General features: G+C 69.4%; 13 protein-coding genes and 1 pseudogene. 8 read left to right on the top strand and 6 right to left on the bottom strand.

Features of this window, described 5'->3' with window-relative positions; genetic code table 11:
* Positions 1-36 precede the first annotated feature (36 nt).
* Entirely contained in the window at positions 37-1095 is a 1059-nt protein-coding gene (locus L6444_RS17385; RefSeq protein WP_236976141.1) for an FUSC family protein, read from the top strand.
* On the opposite strand, the gene L6444_RS17380 is transcribed toward L6444_RS17385, so the two are convergent.
* Entirely contained in the window at positions 1067-1456 is a 390-nt protein-coding gene (locus tag L6444_RS17380) for an MmcQ/YjbR family DNA-binding protein (RefSeq protein ID WP_236976139.1), read from the bottom strand. The two genes, L6444_RS17385 and L6444_RS17380, sit on opposite strands and share 29 nt — an antisense overlap.
* Before the next feature lie 20 nt (positions 1457-1476).
* The gene (locus L6444_RS17375) at positions 1477-2688 is read right to left on the bottom strand and encodes a lipase family alpha/beta hydrolase (protein WP_236976137.1); all 1212 of its coding nucleotides are present in this window, start codon (positions 2686-2688) and stop codon (positions 1477-1479) included.
* Between the two features lie 147 nt (positions 2689-2835).
* On the opposite strand from L6444_RS17375, the gene L6444_RS17370 reads away from it, so the two are divergent.
* Together L6444_RS17370 and L6444_RS17365 are read left to right on the top strand one after the other, a co-directional pair.
* The gene (locus L6444_RS17370; protein WP_236984215.1) at positions 2836-3768 is read left to right on the top strand and encodes a transglutaminase family protein; all 933 of its coding nucleotides are present in this window, start codon (positions 2836-2838) and stop codon (positions 3766-3768) included.
* Positions 3761-4792 (top strand): zinc-binding metallopeptidase family protein, encoded by a 1032-nt coding sequence (locus L6444_RS17365; protein WP_236976135.1) that lies wholly within the window; start codon positions 3761-3763, stop codon positions 4790-4792. Before L6444_RS17370 ends, L6444_RS17365 begins: the two co-directional genes overlap by 8 nt.
* Here L6444_RS17365 and L6444_RS17360 read toward each other — a convergent pair whose 3' ends face one another.
* The 3 genes and pseudogenes from L6444_RS17360 to L6444_RS31190 form a co-directional block, all read right to left on the bottom strand.
* A complete protein-coding gene (locus L6444_RS17360; RefSeq protein ID WP_370653119.1) occupies positions 4793-7489 on the bottom strand; it encodes a circularly permuted type 2 ATP-grasp protein in 2697 nt (898 codons plus the stop codon).
* 49 nt (positions 7490-7538) lie between these two features.
* The gene (locus L6444_RS17355) at positions 7539-10874 is read right to left on the bottom strand and encodes a transglutaminase family protein (protein ID WP_236976133.1); all 3336 of its coding nucleotides are present in this window, start codon (positions 10872-10874) and stop codon (positions 7539-7541) included.
* A gap of 130 nt (positions 10875-11004) precedes the next feature.
* Positions 11005-12067 (bottom strand): annotated as a pseudogene (locus L6444_RS31190) (DUF2189 domain-containing protein).
* 141 nt (positions 12068-12208) lie between these two features.
* Between L6444_RS31190 and L6444_RS17340 the strand changes: the two are divergent.
* Entirely contained in the window at positions 12209-13585 is a 1377-nt protein-coding gene (locus L6444_RS17340; RefSeq protein WP_370653120.1) for a replication-associated recombination protein A, read from the top strand.
* 128 nt (positions 13586-13713) lie between these two features.
* Here the strand turns inward: L6444_RS17340 and L6444_RS17335 are convergent, their stop codons facing one another.
* Complete coding sequence (locus tag L6444_RS17335; protein WP_236976129.1) at positions 13714-14334, bottom strand: hypothetical protein; 621 nt, start codon at positions 14332-14334, stop codon at positions 13714-13716.
* A gap of 132 nt (positions 14335-14466) precedes the next feature.
* Here L6444_RS17335 and L6444_RS17330 point away from each other — a divergent pair, with 132 nt between their 5' ends.
* From L6444_RS17330 to mltG, 4 genes are all read left to right on the top strand, one after another.
* Positions 14467-14856 (top strand): secondary thiamine-phosphate synthase enzyme YjbQ, encoded by a 390-nt coding sequence (locus L6444_RS17330; RefSeq protein ID WP_236984208.1) that lies wholly within the window; start codon positions 14467-14469, stop codon positions 14854-14856.
* A gap of 95 nt (positions 14857-14951) precedes the next feature.
* Entirely contained in the window at positions 14952-17657 is a 2706-nt protein-coding gene (gene alaS / locus L6444_RS17325; RefSeq protein ID WP_236976127.1) for an alanine--tRNA ligase, read from the top strand.
* The gene (gene ruvX, locus L6444_RS17320) at positions 17658-18137 is read left to right on the top strand and encodes a Holliday junction resolvase RuvX (RefSeq protein ID WP_236976125.1); all 480 of its coding nucleotides are present in this window, start codon (positions 17658-17660) and stop codon (positions 18135-18137) included. It begins immediately after the preceding gene.
* Positions 18130-19383: an endolytic transglycosylase MltG gene (gene mltG, locus L6444_RS17315; protein ID WP_236976123.1), complete on the top strand. Its 1254-nt coding sequence runs from the start codon at positions 18130-18132 to the stop codon at positions 19381-19383. Before ruvX ends, mltG begins: the two co-directional genes overlap by 8 nt.
* Positions 19384-19392 lie beyond the last annotated feature (9 nt).

Below are 19392 nucleotides of genomic sequence, written 5' to 3'. Positions count from 1 at the left end.
TCGCATATTTCACACCCGGTGCGGTAAGCAGACGTCATGAGCACTTCGCTGCTGACCGGCGCCGCCGGCGAGGGCGTGGCCGCCGCGCACCGGCTGCGCGCCGCGCTGTGGCCGATCACCCAAACCTCCGTGGTCGCCGCACTGGCGTGGTACCTGACCCACGACCTGCTGCGTCACCAGCAACCGTTCTTCGCGCCGATCTCGGCGGTGGTGTGCATGTCGGCCAGCAACGTGCTGCGAGCGCGGCGTGCCACCCAGATGATGGTCGGCGTCGCGCTGGGTATCGCGGTGGGCGGTGCGGTGGAAGGCTTTCTCGGGGCCGGTCGCATCGCGATCGGCGTGGCGGTGTTCGTGGCGCTGTCGGTCGCGGTGCTGATCGGGCGCGGCGCCATGGGGCAGGGCTTGATGTTCGTCAACCAAACGGCGGTCTCGGCGATCCTGGTGCTGGTGTTCGCCCACAGCGGCGTGGTGGTGACCGAACGGCTCTTCGACTCCCTGATCGGCGGCAGCCTGGCCCTGCTGTTCGCGATCGTGTTCTTTCCGGCCGACCCGCACCGCCTGATCGCCGACGCGCGCACCGGGGTGTTGGCGGCCGCGCACCAGGCCCTCGAGCAAGCTGCGGGCATGCTGAGCGACCCGGGTAGTCGTGATCCCGACTGGCCGCGAGACGTCTCGGATCAGCTGCACGCGCAGGTCGGTGTGTTGATCGAAGCGCGCGCTACGGCCGACTTGACGGTGCGCCGCGCGCCGCGGCGCTGGGCGTCCCGCGCCACCATTCGGCGCATCGACGCGCAGGCTGCGCAGCTGGGCCTGTTCGCCGGCTGCGTCCTGCATCTGGTTCGCTCGGTGACCCGTCCGGTCGGCCGGGACGTCTCCCCGGCCATGCGCGCCGCGATTGCGGAGTTGATTGCCGCGACCGCGCTGGCCGACGCCGATCCCGCGGCGGCGGCCACGCACATCGCCGCCGCCCGCCGCCACGCCGGCGAGCTGCACACAACGGCGCGGGACAGCACCGAAGTGGTGCTCGCCGACGTCGTCGCGGGCTGCGCCGACGACCTGCAGGCCGTTACGACGACTTGGCCAGAAACTCCTTGACCAGCCGTCGCGGCGCCTGCGTCAACCAAGCCTCGGTGAGCAACTCCTCGAGCTCGAAGAACCCGATTTCGGCCAGCTTGACCAGCACGGCCGGGTAGCCGTCGAAATGCGGGGTGGTGAAGAAAATCCTCGGCTCGTCGGCGATCAGCGCGAACTTCACCCCCTCGTCGGGGACCCGTATTGCAAGGATGTCGCCTTCCGGTGGCTGCGCACCGGTGCTCGTCAGGGCCTCGATGTCGGACCTGCGCAACGGGCGCTCCCAGGCCAGCAACTTCTTGCCGACCCGCCAGTCGTGCTGCGACTGCTCGGTGACCAGCGGCAGCTCGGCGGCGATGCGCGCGACGTCGTCCCAGGTGGCCACGCCTACGATTGTGCGCCCGATCAGCCCAGCCAGGCCAGCAATTTGTCGTACACCGCCGGATGGTTGAGCAAATCGAAATGATTCAGCCCGCTCAGGGTCAGCCCGTGCTCGGGCTCGAACGGAATCCTGCGGTCCCGCCCGCGCCCGGCCGCACTGCTGGGTCGCACCAAATGGTCGCCGACCAGCAGGCCGACCGCGCGCGGCGCCGCGGTGGTGGAGACGAAGTGGTAGACCGCATGCGGCAGGAACGGCACCTCCTGGCAGCGGTCCCGCAGAAACTCGTCCGGGTCGGCATCCCGCCAGTCCTCGTCGAGCAGCGCGCCATACCGCAGATCTTTCACACCGTCACTGCGGGTGTTGAGAAACCGTGCCACGGCCCGGGTTTCGGGCAGCTTGGCCAGCGCCCAGGCTGCGGCGTTGACACCCTTTTCCAGCTCCGCGCCCAGGTGGGGCGAACCGAGGCACACCACGTTGCGCACGGCCGCGGTCCAGTCGTGTTCGCGCTCAGTGCCGTAATGGCAGGCGCTGCGTGCCACCAGGCCGCCCATCGAATGGCCGACCAGGACCAGTTCCCGCACCGGCACCGGCCACAGCGCGTGCATTTCGTTCAGCAGGCCGGCCAGCGCCTGGCCGTTCGCCGAGATGTGCAGGCCGCTGTTGTAGCGCAGGTACACGGGGGTGTAGCCGAGGTCCTTGCGCAGCCGCTTGCCGTACGGGCGCAGCGGTTCGCCGGTGCGCGGCTCGCGCCACCAGGACCGTTCGGTCATGCACCAGCCGTGGGTGAAGACGACGACCCGGCCGGTCGCCGTCGGGAACGCCTGCCGAAGGGAATCGGGGGTCAGTGCCACCGGCTGCCCCTTGCGCCGGATCTGCATGTTCAGTGCGAAGCCGTTGTTGCGGTTGGTCATCTCGTCGCCGTAGATGCCGTTGAGCGCGGCGAGGGCCCCGGCGACCCGCGGGCGGGCCTGCACCGTCGGGTCGTCGTCGTTGCTGATGGTTTCGGCGGCCAGCGCGCCGGCGCCGTAGAGGGAACCCCGGACCGCGGCGTCGACCAGCGTGTACACCGTCGATGCGGCGCCGTCGTGAATGGCCTGCACCGGTTTGGCCGCCGGGCCGATCGAGTCGAAGACGCGGCTGGCGATGCCGTGGTGCATGTCGCGGACGAATGTGGTCAGCACCCGGGTGCCTTCCCCGGCCAGATCGGCCAGCGACCGGATTTCGTGTCCCTGCACGAGTCGACTCCTTCCCGTGTGACTACTCAGTGACGACGTGTTGGCAATCAGGGTTCCCCGTAGCCGCCGGAATAGTCGGGCATGTGATGTGATCTGAGGGCCCAGGGTGATCACGCACAGGGGAGACGCCAGTTGCCGTATGCCGAGCTGTCCGGCCTGACCAGCCCCGCGGACGCCAAACGCTATCGGGTCACGCACCGCACCGAATACCGGTACTCCGACGTCGTGACCAGCTCGTACGGGCGCGGGTTCCTCACCCCGCGCGACTCGTTGCGCCAGCGTTGCGTGGCGCACCGACTGGACATCAACCCCACCCCGTCGGACAGCTCCACCAGCCGCGACACCTACGGCAACATCAGCTCCTACTTCCACGTCACCGAGCCGCACCGCGCGCTGACCGTCACCAGCGATTCGATCGTCGACGTGGCCCCACCGCATCCGGGCCTCTACAGCAGCGGCCCGGCACTGCAACCGTGGGAGGCCGCGCGGCCGGCCGGGACAGCCGGCGCGTTGGCTGTCGACTTCACCCTGGACCTCACCCCGCCGGAGATCACCGACGAGGTCCGCGCGTACGCCGCCCCCAGCTTTGAACCCGGACGCCCGCTGGTCGAGGTGCTGCGGGACCTCTCGTCGCGCATCTTCGGCGACTTCACCTACCGGTCCGGATCGACCACCGTTTCCACCCGCGTCAACGAGGTTCTGATTGCCCGCGAGGGGGTATGTCAAGACTTCGCGAGGCTGGCGATCGCCTGCCTGCGAGCCAACGGTCTGGCGGCCTGCTACGTGTCCGGGTATCTGGCCACCGACCCACCACCGGGGAAGGATCGAATGATAGGCATTGACGCGACCCACGCTTGGGCGTCGGTGTGGACGCCGCAACAGCCCGGCCAATTCGAGTGGCTGGGGCTGGATCCCACCAACGACGCCTTGGTCGACGAGCGCTACATCATCGTCGGCCGCGGACGCGACTACGCGGATGTGCCCCCGCTGCGCGGCATCATCTACACGAATTCCGAGCGCAGCGTAATCGACGTCGGTGTCGACGTCGTCCCATTCGAAGGTGATGAACTACATGCGTGATTTCAGCTGCCCCAACTGTGGCCAGCGCCTGACATTCGAGAACTCGGCCTGCCTGAACTGCGGCAGCGCGCTGGGCTTTTCGCTGGATCAGATGGCGTTGCTGGTGATCGCCAAGCAAGAGGAGGACAGCGACCACGCCGGTGCGGTCGCGGCCGCCGAATACCAGTTGTGCGCCAATCTGTATGTGGCCGAATGCAACTGGCTGGTTCCGGTGGATCCGCCAGGCACCCTGTGCGAGTCGTGCGCGTTGACAATCGAGCGCCCGCACGACGGCGACACGGTCGGTCTGGCGGAGTTCGCCCGCGCCGAAGCGGCCAAGCGGCGACTGGTCGCCGAGTTGCACGAGATGAAGCTACCGATCATCGGGCGTGACCAGGACCCGGACTACGGGCTGGCTTTCCGGCTGCTGTCCAGTGCGCACGAGAACGTCATCACCGGCCACGAAAACGGGGTTATCACACTGGATTTGGCCGAGGGCGACGACGTGCACCGCGAACAGTTGCGGGTGGAGATGGAGGAGCCGTACCGCACCCTGCTCGGGCACTTCCGCCACGAGGTCGGGCACTACTACTTCTACCGCCTGATCAGGACACCTGAGTATCTGCAGCGGTTCAACGAGCTGTTCGGCGATCCCGACGCCGACTATCAGGCCGCGCTGGACCGTCACTACAGCGAAGGTGCCCCGGATGGTTGGGAGGAAACCTACGTCTCGTCCTATGCGACCATGCACCCCGCGGAGGACTGGGCCGAGACGTTCGCCCACTACCTGCACATCCGCGACACCCTGGACACCTCGGCGTCGTGCGGTCTGGCCCCGGCGGCCGCCACGTTCGACCGGCCGCCGTTGGGCCCCAGCGCATTTCCCACCATTATCGAGATGTGGCTGCCGTTGTCATGGTCGCTGAACATGGTGAACCGGTCCATGGGGCACGACGACCTCTACCCGTTCGTGCTGCCGCCGGCGGTGCTGGACAAGATGCAGTTCGTCCACACCGTGATCGACGAGGTGACATCGCAGAACTAGCTACGCGGGCAGCGTGCGCCGTTCGTCGGGGCCACCCCACAGCGGCTGCATGCCGCCGGGCAGGGCGAGCTGCGTGGCGGTGATGGTGTCGGCCAGCTCGCGCAGCGCGGCGTGCACCCACTCCAGCAGCTCGGCCAGCTCTGCCCGCTGCCCGTCGGTGATCTCTTCCAGCTCAACGGGATCCGCGCGGCGCAGCCGGGTGCCGATCTCGTCCACGATCCGCTCGGGACGCGACGAGCCGGACGAGCCGGGCAGGTTCTTGAGGTGCGCCCGCAACTGCTCGAGTTGGTACAACAGCGAGCGCGGGTTCTGCGGGTCGAACAGCATCAGCTCGGTCACCGCGGCCACGCTGATCTTGCCCAGGTTGCGCCGGCGGTAGATGACCGACGACTCGCAGGCCTCCAGAGTGGCCTCGACGATCGATTGCTCGGCGACGGTGCCCCGGACCTTGGTGAGTGTGTCGGTCAGCAGCGCGGTCAGCCACAGCCCCCGCTCGATCCGCTTGCCGATGTCCATCATCGTCCAGCCGACGTCGCGCACCATCGACTCGCCGGCCACCCCGGCCAGCGTCAGCATCCCGGCGAGCGCCTGGGACTGGGCGGCGGCCAGCAGCGCGTCGGCTTCGGCCAGCGACTGCGGCGGATCCGACCGAAGGCCAACCGCGCGTTCGACATTGGCCAGCACCATCCAGGTGTCGTTGGACAACTGGTCGCGCACCGCGCGGGCGGCCAGCGCCAGACCCTCCACCGACTGGATCAACGATCCCGGCCGGCCCGACTCCACCGTCATCGCCCACAGCATCGAGGGAGCCACGGCGATCATCTCGGCGGGGTCGTACTCGTCGGCGCCGCCCGCCCCGGTGTCGGTTCCGGTGATGCGTCCGAGCGCGGCCATCAGCGCCGGCACGCACTCGCTCTCCTCGGTGTGCTGGTGGTGCCGGTAGACGTGGTAGCGCTCCCGCGCAACGATCAGCAGTCGCGCCATGTCCTCGGCCCGCTCGCCGTAGCGTCCTATCCAGAACATGTCCGAGAGCACCCGCGGCGAGCTGACGGCCCAGGTGCCCGCACCCGTCTTGACGGGCCGCGGCGCCGACGGCAGGGTCACCGTCTCGGCGATGGCACGCTCCGTCGGTCGCACCCAGATATCCTTGGCGGCAACCGTTTTCAAGGTGTATGCGGCCGGGCCGGGCGCCACCACGTAGCCCAGGCCGCCGATCATGGGTGCGTAGCCGCTGCGCTGGGCCACGGTGAACAACCGCATCCCGACACCCGCGGAGGACAGCACGCCGGCGTGGTCGGTGGGCGCCGAGGAGAACGTCGGCGGCTCCTGCCCGGTCCACCGCCACGGCGCCGCCTCGATACGGGCGGTCAGCTCGCTGAGCTGAGCGGACGAAAGTGTCGGTCCGACAAGGGTTTCCCCGCCGTCCACCGGTCGGATCAACAGCCGCGACAGGTTGGCCAGCAGGTGCGAGAGTTCAGCGGGGATGCCGCCCCAGAACACCTGCGCCGAAGCCAGCAGCGGCTCCTCGCCGAGCAGCCGCTCGGCCAGATCCGGCAGAAAACGAAGCAGCCCAGGGCTTTCCAGAATTCCGCTGCCCAGTGTGTTGACCACCGTGACAGTGCCGCGGTGCAGCGTCTCCACCAGCCCGACCACCCCGAGCCGGGAGTCGGCACGCAGATCCAGCGGGTCGGCGTACAGCGCGTCGACGCGGCGCAGTACCACGTCGACCCGCTTGAGTGTGCCCAGGGAACGCATCCACAGTTTCCCGTCGCGCACCACCAGATCGGCGCTCTCCACCAGCGGGAAACCCAGCAGCGTGGCCAGATAGGCCTGGTCGAACGCGGTCTCGGAGTAGATGCCCGGGCTGAGCACCACCACTACCGGGTCCTGCACCACATCGGGTGCGGCGTCGATCAGCGCCAGCCGCAGCGCCTGAGCGAACGGGGTGTTGGCCCGCGGCGCGATCCGTTCGTACAGATCGGGAATCGCGTGCGCCAGTACCCGCCGGTCGGCCAGCGCGTATCCGGCGCCGGAGGGGGCCTGGGTCCAGTCGGCGTTGATCTGGAAGGTGCCGTCGGCCCGCCGGCTCACATCGCAGCCGTGCATGAACAGCTGGTGGTGGCCGGGCACCTTGATCCCGGTGGCGGGCCGCACGTATCCGGGATGGGCGAACACCAGCTGCGGCGGCAGCAGTCCCTCGGTGAGCAGATGGCGCGGCCCGTACAGGTCCGCGAGCGCCGCGTCGAGCAGCCGGGCGCGCTGCACCAGCCCCGCTTCCAGCAACTCCCAGTCGGCGGCCGAGACCACCAGCGGCAGCGTGTCCAGGTGCCACAGTCCCGGCTCCGGGCCGTGCCCCGGGGACACGTCGCGCGCGTCCTGGGTGTCCGCGACCCCGGTGTAGGTGATGCCGTCGTGGTCGATCAGGCTGTGCACCACTGAGCGCAGCCGGTCCAGCCCGGCCCGGCCGCGTTCGGCGATCGCGTCGGCGAGTTCGTGCCATCCCGGCCGCACGTTGCCGTCGGAGTCGACGAACTCGTCGTAGCCGACGCCGGGACCCTCGCGCAGATCGAACAGTGCTTCCTGGGCGCGGGCGGTGCGATATCCGGCCAGCAGCCGGTCGCCGTCGTAGTGCCTGCTCTCGAACCCGGCCAAGCTCTCCTGGTGCCCGGCGAACGCCGAAGACCCGCTCATGCTCATGCCGACTGCCATAGGTGTGTCAAATTCCCGTGCCGTGTCCCGAACGCCACTACTGCTGCACGGTACGCACGCGTCGCAGGTCGAGGATGCCCGGCGCGCCGATGTCGGTGTACAACCGCGCCTGCTTCTCCCGGATACCGGCCAGGTCGAGCTTGCCCGGGGTGAACCCGGTCGCCTCGAACCGCCGCGACCGGCGCGACTCGGCCTCCACCGCGTTGACCGGCGGCTCATCGTAGGCGCGGCCGCCAGGGTGGACGACGTGGTAGGTGCAGCCACCGCGGGACGTCCCGGTGGTCAGGTCGATCAGCTCGAATTGCAGCGGCGTGTCGATGGAGATGGTCGGGTGCAGGGCGCTGGGCGGTTGCCACGCCTTGAACCGCACCCCACCGACGTGAATGTCGGGGTTGTCGGTGGCCAGCAACGGGACCGGGTAGCCGTTGCAGGTCACCGTGTAGCGGTGCCGGTCGGCGCCGATGACGCGGACCTGGACCCGCTCCACCGAGGAGTCGACGTAGCGGGCGGTCCCGGTGGCCGTGGACTCCTCGCCCAGGGTGTTCCACGGCTCGATCGCCCCGCGCAGCTCGATTTCCACGCCGTCGAACACCGCGGTGCCGATGCGCGGGAAGCGGAACTCGGTGAACGGGTCCAGCCAGCTCGTCTCGAACGCGATGCCGTGCGCGCGCAGGTCGGCCGCGACGTCGGCGATGTCGTGAATCAGGAAGTGCGGCAACAGATATCGTCCGTGCAGGTTTTCGCCGTGCCGGATCAGCGGGGCGCGCAGCGGCTCATCCCAGAACCAGGCCACCAGCGAGCGCACCAACAGCGACTGCACCATCGCCATCCGCAGATGCGGGGGCATCTCGAACCCGCGCAGCTCCAGCAGGCCCAGCCGGCCGCGGGGGCCCTCGGGGCTGTAGAGCTTGTCGATGCAGAACTCGGCGCGGTGGGTGTTGCCGGTGATGTCGGTGAGCAGGTGGCGCAGCGCGCGGTCGGTCACCCACGGCTTGGCGTTGCTCTTCGGCCCCCCGCCGCCGAGCCGGGCGATCTCGGCGAAGGCGATCTCCAGCTCGTAGAGAGCCTCGGCGCGGCCCTCGTCGACGCGCGGCGCCTGCGAGGTGGTGCCGACGAATCGGCCGGCGAACAGGTAGGACAGCGACGGGTGCCGCTGCCAATACGTCAACAGCGACACCAGCAGGTCGGGGCGGCGCAGCAGCGGCGAGTCGGCCGGGGTGACGCCGCCCAGTGTGATGTGGTTGCCGCCGCCGGTACCGCCGTGCGTGCCGTCCACGTCGAACGATTCGGTGGACAACCGGGCCAGGCGGGCTTGCTCGTAGAGCGTCTCGAGTTGTTGGCGCTGTTCGTCGAAACTGGCGGTCGGGGCGACGTTGACTTCGATGACGCCGGGGTCGGGGGTGACCGTCGTCGATATCAGCCGCGGGTCCGTCGGTGGCCCGTACCCCTCGATCACTACCGGGGTGTCGGCCTTGGCCACCGCCATCTCCACCCGGCTGACCAGGTCGATGAAGTCTTCCAGCGCCGCGGTGGGCGGCAGGAAGATGTAGAGCAACCCGTCGCGGACCTCGGCGACCAGCGCGGTCGTCGGCGCGCCCTGCGGGTCCACCAGCACCGCCGTCTCGCCGGCCGCGGCGGGCTCGGGTACCGGCAGCTGCCCCGGGCTGACCGGGTCGGCGTCGAACGGTGTCGGCGGCGGGCGCCAGCTGATCGAATCCAGCGGCAGCCGCAGGCCGGCCGGCGAGTCGCCCTCGGTGAGCACCAGCCGGCCGCGGCGCAGCCGCCAGTTCGCGCTGGCCCAGCCGGAGCCGTCCTCGCGACGATGGATCGGAAGCACGAATGCCACCGGGGTCGTGATGGTTTCGTCCAGGCTGGCGAGCAGGGCGGCGGCGTCGTGGCCGCTTTCCGGGGCCAGGTCGTCGGCGGGATCGACCGGGTCGCCGACCGGCAACCGCACCGCGGAGGCCAGCCGCGCCAGCGGGTCCTCGTAGGCCGGGCGCACCTGAGACAGCGGCAGCCCCAGACCTTCGGCGACGGTGGCAAGCACGTCGTTGGCCACCGACGTTTCGACAGGGTCCGGCAATTCCGGGGCCCAGGGGTCGGCCAGCAACGCTTCGTTGGCCCACAGCGGGCGCCCGTCGGCACGCCAGTACAGCCCGATCTGCCAGCGCGGCAACGGCTCACCCGGGTACCACTTGCCCTGACTGCGCTGCACCAGTCCCTGCGGCGCCCACTGCGCCTTGAGTCTGGCGGCCAGCGCGGAGGCCAGCCGCCGTTTGTGCGGCCCGTCGGCGGCGGTGCGCCATTCCGGGTCGACCTGGTTGTCCACCGACACGAACGTGGGCTCGCCGCCGATGGTCAGCCGGACGTCGCCGGCGGCCAGTCGCTCGTCGACCTGGTGACCGACGGTGCAGATGGTCTGCCACGCGTCGTCGGTGTAGGGCAGCGTGACCCGCGGATCCTCGTGGACGCGGGTGACGGTGTTGGAGAACTCCATCACCGACGAGCACGGCTCGGTGCTGCCGGTGATGGGTGCCGCCGACGACGGGTGCGGGGTCGCCGCCAGCGGAATGTGGCCCTCGCCGGCGAACAGCCCCGACGTCGGGTCCAGCCCGATCCAGCCCGCGCCGGGGATGTACACCTCGGTCCAGGCGTGCAGGTCGGTGAAGTCCGCGGCCGGTCCCGACGGGCCGTCCAGGGCCTCCACGTCGGAGGCCAGCTGCACCAGGTAGCCCGACACGAACCGGGCGGCCAGGCCGAGCTGGCGCAGGATCGACACCATCAGCCACGCCGAGTCGCGGCACGAACCCACCCCACTGCGCAGCGTGTAGTCCGGGGTCTGCACGCCGGGCTCCATCCGCAGGCTGTAGGTGACGTCGGCGTTGATCGCGTGGTTGAGCGCGACGAGGAAGTCGATGGTGCGGGTGCCCGGGGGGACGGCGAAGTTGCGCACCCAGGCCTGCACGAGTTCGCCTGGCCCGGACCCGTCGTGCTCCTCGTCGACGGGCCGCATGAACGGTTCCAGGTCGGCGGCCAGGGCTTTGGGGTAGACGAGCCCCTCCGCCGGCCACGTTTCGGCCCAGTCCTCGATGAAGAAGTCGAACGGGTTGATCACCTTGAGATCGGCGATCAGCCCGACGGTGATGGTGAGCTCGCGGGTGGGTTTCGGGAAGACCAGCCGCGCCAGGAAGTTGCCCAGCGCGTCCTGCTGCCAGTTGATGAAGTGCTCGGCCGGTTCGACCCGCAGCGAATACGCCTCGATCGGGGTGCGCGAATGCGGCGCCGGACGCAACCGCACGATGTGCGGATACACCTGGACCAGCTTGTCAAAGGTGTAACTGGTGCGGTGCTCCAGTGCAACTTTGATGCTCATAACCGCTGATCCCATCACAAGTGACTGCCGCCCGCAGCGCGCGCCGTTTCCGGCTTGTGCTGCGGGCGGCAGTCTTTCGTTAATCAGGCCGTTGCGTGTGAACGACCTGTTTCGCAGGTTTTACCAGTACTTACGAATACTGCGGACCCGGATACTGGCCCGGTGGCGGCCCCGGTGGCAGTCCAGCCTGCTCCAACGGGGCGACGTAACCGCCCGTCAGTTTGCGGTAGGCATAGGTCTGGATCAGGAAGGCGACCGGGATGGCCACGATCAATCCGACACCGCAAGCGAATTCGCCGACCAGCATGACCGCGATCTGAACGAGCCAGGTCAGCAGACTGGGGCCGACGTTGGCCCGGGTCAACGCAATGCTGGCTTTGATCGAATCAACCGGCGACAAAGACCGGTCCACCGCGAACTGCAGGGCGAACATCGTGAGGAAGCTGAAGATCAACCCCGGGATGTAGCACAGGATGCTGCCGATCGACGTGCCCACCATCACCAGCAACGCGGTGAGGAGGACTGGTCCGAAGTTGCGGGGTTTGAGGAACGACGCGACGGTCACCGGCTTACCGTCGGCGACGTCGAGGCTGCCCGAGATGAAGCTCGCCTGCATATAGAAGCTGACGACGGCGAGCAACAGGCCCAGCAGCAGCCCCAGGATCAGCGAACCCGCGCCGAGGCTGGCGTCGGTTTGGTAGGCGCCGGTGTTGGGGTCATAGGTGGTGGTGCTGGCATTCATCATCCCCGCGATCAATGACGTGTAGAGGATGGCGAAGAGGATGCCGAGACCGACGACGAAGATGACGCCCGCAACGGCCAGCGCCGCGGCGTTCTTGGTGAACTTGCCCCACGCCCAGCTGAAGGCCTCGCCGACGCTGAACGACGCGCCGGGGCCGCCGGCCGGGGCCCCGTAACCCGGCGGCGGGTAGCCGGCCGGCGGCGCGCTCGGTGCGCCGTAGCCGGGTGGCGGGGCGGCGGGCCGCCGTAGCCGCCGGGAGCCTGGTAGCCGCCCGGCGGCCCCTGCGGCGGTGGGGGAGGCGTGTAGCTCGGCGGTGGGGCAGGCGTGTAGCTCGGCGGTGGAGGTGGCGGTGCGCCGTAACCCCTCCGGGCGGCGGTGCGCCGTGGCGCGGCGGGGGCGGGTAGCCCTGCGGATCGGACGGATTGCCTGGATATTCTGGCGGCTGGCTCATTGCAGTCCTAGTTGCCTCGTAGTTCGCTCTGGTCGATCGGGGCTTAACTTTGTTCCATCGGCGCAAACGGGAACTTAGCAAACCTGGGCCCGAATCGCGCGCATTGGTTGGCTATCCGCACTGCGTGGTAAGCCTGAATCCGTGTCCGACGGTCTGTTCGACCTTCCCGCGGAACCGGTGACGTCCGGCCGGGGCGGAATGGCCGCTCCGGGTGCGGTGGGCGCCCCGGCGGGAGCCTCGGCGCCGCTGGCGGTGCGGATGCGTCCGGCGACGCTGGACGAAGTCGTCGGGCAGGACCATCTGCTGGCGCCCGGGTCGCCGCTGCGGCGCTTGGCCGAGGGATCCGGGGTGGCCTCGGCCATCCTGTACGGGCCGCCGGGAAGCGGCAAGACCACGCTGGCGGCGCTGATCTCACACGCCACCGGCCGCCGGTTCGAAGCGCTCTCGGCGCTGTCGGCCGGCGTCAAAGAGGTGCGGGCGGTGATCGACCAGGCGCGCCGCAGCCTGCTCTCCGGTGAGCAGACGGTGTTGTTCATCGACGAGGTGCACCGTTTCTCCAAGACGCAGCAGGACGCGCTGCTGGCCGCGGTGGAGAACCGGGTGGTGCTGCTGGTGGCGGCGACTACCGAGAACCCGTCTTTCTCGGTGGTGGCGCCGCTGCTGTCGCGGTCGCTGATCCTGCAGTTGCGGCCGCTGACCCCCGACGACATCCGCACCGTCGTGCAGCGTGCCATCGACGACCCGCGCGGGCTGGGCGGCAAGATGGCGGTCGATGCCGCCGCCGTCGAGCTGCTGGTGCAGTTGGCGGCCGGCGATGCCCGCCGCGCGCTGACCGCGCTGGAGGTGGCGTCGGAAACGGCGGGAACGGCGGGAACGGCCACCGTCACCGTCGAGACCATCGAACAGTCCCTGGACCGGGCCGCGGTGCGCTACGACCGCGACGGCGACCAGCACTACGACGTCGTCAGCGCGTTCATCAAGTCGGTGCGCGGCTCGGATGTGGACGCGGCACTGCACTATCTGGCCAGGATGCTCGTCGCCGGCGAAGATCCGCGGTTCATCGCGCGCCGGCTGATGATCCTGGCCAGCGAGGACATCGGCATGGCGGACCCGACCGCGCTGCTGGTGGCCGTGGCCGCGGCGCAGACGGTGGCGCTGATCGGTATGCCCGAGGCGCAGCTGACGTTGGCGCATGCCACCGTTCACCTGGCGACCGCGCCGAAGTCCAATGCCGTGACGACGGCGCTGGGCGCGGCCATCGGCGACGTCAAAGCCGGCAAGGCCGGGCTGGTGCCGGCGCATCTGCGCGACGGGCACTACTCCGGTGCGGCGGCGCTGGGCAACGCGCAGGGCTACAAGTACTCCCACGACGCCCCGGATGGTGTTGTGGCGCAACAGTATCCGCCGGACGAGTTGGTGGGCGTGGACTACTATCGGCCTACCGGTCGGGGTGCCGAACGGGAGATGGCCGGCCGGTTGGACCGGTTGCGCGCGATCATCCGCGGGAAGAAGCGCTAGCGGATCAACCCCATCCGCCGAGCGTCACGCCAGCGTGACGGTGGGCACCGACCGTTGCGCCAGCGTGACGCTCGGCGCCAAACGCAGCCGTCAGACAACTCGGGCACGCTCGGCGCCAAACGCAGCCGTCAGACCAGCTCGGGCACCCGCAGCCGGGCGATCGCCAGCTCGAATTCGCCGACGTCGTCCTGGTCGATCCCGAGGTCCCGCAGGATCGCGGTGCGCAACGAGCGCGCCGCCTCGCTGCTGCGTTCCATCGCTTCGCGGCTGTCGTAGGTCACCGACACCACCGCCCGCGCCGAGGCGCGGTCGATCATCAGGCTGGCGCTGCAGAACCCGTCGAACTCTTCGACGGCCGGCAGCACCGCCAGCTTGTAGAAGTCGAGCGCCTGGTCGAACCGCTCCGGGCGGGCCTTGAGCCAGGTGGCCCGCACGCAGGCGCCCAGGCCGGACCGGTGGTCGCGGTGCAGCATCGCGATGTCCCACTGGTCCACCACCGCGCTGCCGCCGAAGATCTTGACGGCCCGGCTGCGGATCGGCCAGACTCGCTCGGCGCTGGCGCGCATCGCGTCCTGGTTCTCCCAGGCGCTGGTCGCCACACACCGCGCCGACTCCCGGTCCACCAGCAGCGACATGCCCAGGCATCCGTCGATCTGCTGCAGAGCGGGCAACACCACCTCGCGCATATGGGCCACACCCATGTTGAGCAGCGAAGGTTGGGCCTGGATGGTGGTAGAGCGTGCGTACACGGTCGTGCCTTTCTGCCGGCTGCGGTGGTGCACCAACCACCTTCCTCCGACCCCGCGGGTGTGGCAACCGTCACACTGTCGATTGGCAGTGCGCGGATGCCGAGCCGTAGGCTTGACCGGGTGCATACCGACGTGCTTGATGTGGACACCGCGCGTCGCCGCATCGTCGATCTGACCGAGGCGGTGCGCAGCTTCTGCGGTAGCCACGAGGACGGTTTGTGCAACGTCTTCGTCCCGCATGCCACCGCCGGGGTGGCGATCATCGAGACCGGTGCCGGCTCCGACGACGACCTGGTCGACACGCTGGAGCGGCTGTTGCCGCGCGACGGCCGTTACCGGCATGCGCACGGCTCCCCGGGCCACGGCGCCGACCACGTGTTGCCGGCCATCGTCTCGCCGTCGGTGACGGTGCCGGTCCATGGCGGCGAGCCGCTGCTGGGCACCTGGCAGAGCGTGGTGCTGGTCGACCTGAACCGGGACAACCCGCGGCGGTCGGTCCGGTTGAGCTTCGTCGAAGGCTGAATGGAAGGCTAAGCGGGGCCGAATTGCGTATTCGGTCGCAGAGCGCGGCGAATAGGCTGATGGTCGACCCCGTAAAGAAGCAAGGAAGAAGAAGAGTGCAGACACACGAGATCAGGAAGCGTTTCCTTGATCATTTCGTGAAGGCAGGCCACACCGAAGTGCCCAGTGCCTCGGTGATACTCGACGACCCCAACCTGTTGTTCGTCAACGCCGGCATGGTGCAGTTCGTGCCGTTCTTCCTGGGTCAGCGCACCCCGCCCTACGCCACCGCGACCAGCATCCAGAAATGCATCCGCACGCCGGACATCGACGAGGTCGGCATCACCACCCGGCACAACACGTTCTTCCAGATGGCCGGCAATTTCAGTTTCGGCGACTACTTCAAGCGTGGTGCCATCGAACTGGCCTGGGCGCTGCTGACCAACCCGGTTACCGACGGCGGGTACGGGCTGGATCCCGAAAAACTTTGGGCCACAGTCTATCTCGACGACGATGAGGCGGCGGGGCTGTGGCAGGAGGTCGCCGGCCTGCCGGCCGAGCGGATCCAGCGCCGCGGCATGGCCGACAACTACTGGTCGATGGGCATCCCGGGTCCGTGCGGGCCGTCGTCGGAGATCTACTACGACCGCGGCCCGGAGTTCGGCGTCGACGGCGGCCCGATCGCCAACGAGGACCGCTACCTCGAGGTCTGGAACCTGGTGTTCATGCAGAACGAGCGCGGCGAGGGCACCACGAAGGAGGACTACGAGATCCTCGGGCCGTTGCCGCGCAAGAACATCGACACCGGCATGGGTGTAGAGCGCATCGCGCTGGTGCTGCAGAACGTGCACAACGTCTACGAGACCGACCTGCTGCGCCCGGTGATCGATCTGGTGGCCAGCCGCGCACCGCGCGGATACGACGTCGGCAATCACGCCGACGACGTCCGCTACCGCATCATCGCCGACCACAGCCGCACCGCCGCCATCCTGATCGGCGACGGTGTCAGCCCCGGCAACGACGGTCGCGGGTATGTGCTGCGGAGGCTGTTGCGAAGGGTCATCCGCTCGGCCAAGCTGCTGGGCATCGACACCCCGATCGTCGGGGACCTGATGGCCACGGTGCGCGACGCGATGGGTCCCTCCTACCCCGAACTGGTCAGCGACTTCGACCGGATCAACCGGATCGCCGTCGCCGAGGAGACCGCGTTCAACCGCACCCTGGCGTCCGGGTCCAAGCTTTTCGACGACGTGGCCGGCGCCACCAAATCGGCCGGCGCCACCGTGGTTTCCGGCTCGGACGCCTTCACCCTGCACGACACCTACGGCTTCCCGATCGAGCTCACCCTGGAGATGGCCGCCGAGTCGGGCCTGACCGTCGACGAGGCCGGGTTCCGGGAGCTGATGGCCGAGCAGCGGCAGCGTGCCAAGGCCGACGCCGCTGCCCGCAAACACGCCCACGCCGACCTGTCCGCCTACCGCGAACTGGTCGACGCCGGCCCCACCGAGTTCACCGGTTTCGACGAATTGACCTCTGAGGCAAGGATTCTGGGGATCTTCATCGACGGCCGGCGGGTCCCGGTGGTCTCGCACGCCGAAAGCGCCGAGGCGGACCGCGTCGAGCTGATCCTGGATCGCACGCCGCTGTACGCGGAGTCGGGCGGGCAGATCGCCGACGCCGGCACGATCACCGGCACCGGGGCGGGCGGCAGCGCCAAGGCCGCCGTCACCGACGTGCAGAAGATCGCCAAAACCGTTCACGTGCACCGGGTCAACGTCGAATCCGGCGAGTTCGTCGAGGGCGACACCGTGGTCGCCGCGGTGGACCCCGGCTGGCGCAAGGGCGCCACCCAGGGCCACTCCGGCACCCACATGGTGCACGCGGCGCTGCGACAAGTTCTGGGCCCCAACGCCGTTCAGGCCGGGTCGCTGAACCGCCCGGGGTATCTGCGGTTCGACTTCAACTGGCAGGGCCCGCTGTCCGAAGCGCAGCGCACCGAGATCGAACAGGTCACCAACGAGGCCGTGCAGGCCGACTTCGAGGTGCACACCTTCGTCGAGCAGCTCGAGAAGGCCAAGGCGATGGGTGCGATGGCGCTGTTCGGCGAGGCCTACCCGGAGCGGGTGCGGGTGGTCGAGATGGGCGGCCCGTTCTCCCTGGAGCTGTGCGGCGGCACCCACGTGCACAACACCGCGCAGATCGGTCCGGTGACCATCCTGGGGGAGTCGTCGATCGGTTCGGGAGTGCGCCGGGTGGAGGCCTACGTGGGGCTGGAGTCGTTCCGGCACCTGGCCAAGGAACGTGCGCTGATGGCCGGGCTGGCGTCGTCGCTGAAAGTGCCCTCCGAGGAGGTGCCGGCCCGGGTGGCCGGCCTGGTGGAGCGGCTCAAGGCCGCCGAGAAGGAACTCGAGAAGGCCAGACTGGCCAGCGCGCGGGCGGCTGCGACAAACGCCGCCGCGGGGGCCGAGCGGATCGGTAACGTCCGGGTGGTGGCGCAGCGGATGGCGGCCGGGATGACCGGAGCGGACCTGCGCACCCTGGTCGGCGACGTGCGCGGCAAGCTGGGTGCCGACCCGGCCGTGGTGGCGCTGATCGCCGAGGGTGACGGCGCGACGGTGCCGTATGCGGTCGCTGTCAATACCGCCGCCCAGGACCTGGGCCTGAGCGCCAATGATCTGGTCAAGCAGTTGGCTCAGGCGGTAGATGGTCGCGGCGGCGGCAAGCCCGACCTGGCGCAGGGTTCGGGAAAGAACCCGGCCGGCATCGACGCCGCCCTGGCCGCGCTGCGCGCGCAGATCGCAGTGATAGCGCGGGTCGGTTGAGTGACGGGTGCAGCTGACCCCCGACGAGGACGCCGCATCGGCGTGGACGTCGGCACCGTGCGCATCGGGGTGGCCGTCAGCGATCCCGACGGCATTCTGGCGACCCCGGTGGAGACGGTCCGCCGCGAGCGGTCCGGCCGGCACCTGCGTCGGCTGGGCGCGCTGGTTTCCGAGTACGAGGCCGTCGAGGTGATCGTGGGGCTGCCGCGGACGTTGGGTGACCGCATCGGATCGTCGGCGCAGGATGCGATCGAGCTGGCGGACCTGCTGGCGCAGCGCATCGCGCCGGTGCCGGTCCGGCTGGCCGACGAGCGGTTGACCACGGTCGCCGCGCAGCGGTCGCTGCGCGAGGCAGGGGTGCGGGCCAGGCAGCAGCGCTCGGTGATCGACCAGGCGGCCGCGGTGGGGATTCTGCAGGGCTGGCTCGACCAGCAGCGTGCTCGGGCAGCCGACCCCGCCGAGCAGGCATCCGATGTCTGACTTGGACGAAGGCCGGGCCGAGCGCCGGGCCGAACCGGTCGCCGTCGGTGGCGGCGGCCCGCGCCGGACCCGGGCGCAGCGCAAGCACGCCCAGCGCATCCGTCGCCGCCGCCGTGTTGCCGGCGGTATCGCGGCCGGTCTGCTGGTCGCGGTCGTGGTGGCCGCGGTGTTGCTGGGCGGCAAGTTGTGGCATCTGTTCTCAAGCTCGGACAACGACTACGCCGGTAACGGCAAGCGCGACATCGTGATCCAGGTCCAGGCCGGCGACTCGACCACCGCGGTGGGAGAGACGCTGCTGCAGCGCGGCGTGGTGCGCACCGTGCGGGCGTTCGTCGACGCCGCCCACGGCAACGCCGCGATCTCCTCGATCCAGCCGGGCTACTACCGGATGCGCACCGAGATCCCGGCGGCCAACGCGGTGGCCCGGCTGGCGGACCCCGGTAGCCGGGTGGGCAGGTTGGTCATCCCGGAGGGTCGTCAGCTCGACGACACCACCGACATGAAGACCAACAAGACCACGCCGGGCATCCTCACCCTGATCTCGCGGGCCACCTGCGTCGACCTCGACGGCAACCAGCGATGCATCGCGGTGGCCGACCTGCGCACCGCGGCGAGCAAAAGCACACCAGCGGCGCTGTCGGTGCCGGATTGGGCGATGGAGCGGGTGCGCGAACTCGGCGACGACCACCGCCGGCTGGAGGGCTTGATCGCGCCGGGGACCTTCAACATCGACCCGGCCGCCTCCGCCGAGACGACGCTGGCCAACCTGGTCAGCGCCGGCGCGGTGGAGTATCTGACCTCGGGGTTGCTGGACACCGCCAAGTCGCTGGGCCTATCGCCGTACGACATCCTGGCGGTGGCCTCGCTGGTGCAGCAGGAAGCCAACGCGCAGGACTTCGCGAAGGTGGCGCAGGTCATCTACAACCGGCTGCACGAGCACCGCCGGCTCGAGTTGGACTCCACGGTGAACTATCCGCTGGATCGCCGCGAGGTGGCCACCACCGACGCCGACCGCGCGCAGCACACCCCGTGGAATACCTACATGGTCGAAGGGCTGCCGCGCACGGCGATCTGCTCGCCCGGCGTGGAGGCACTGCGGGCCGCCGAGCATCCCGCACCGGGGGACTGGCTGTACTTCGTCACCATCGACGCCCAGGGGACCACCTTGTTCACCCGGGACTACCAGCAGCATCTGGCGAACATCGAACTGGCCAAGCGCAACGGTGTCCTCGATTCCGCGCGATGAGCGTAGCCG

The sequence above is a fragment of the Mycobacterium kiyosense genome (genome assembly GCA_021654635.1).
GTDB classification, from domain to species: Bacteria; Actinomycetota; Actinomycetes; order Mycobacteriales; family Mycobacteriaceae; genus Mycobacterium; species Mycobacterium kiyosense.
Note: the sequence above shows the minus strand (reverse complement) of the source record. Positions and strands in the feature narration are given on the sequence as shown.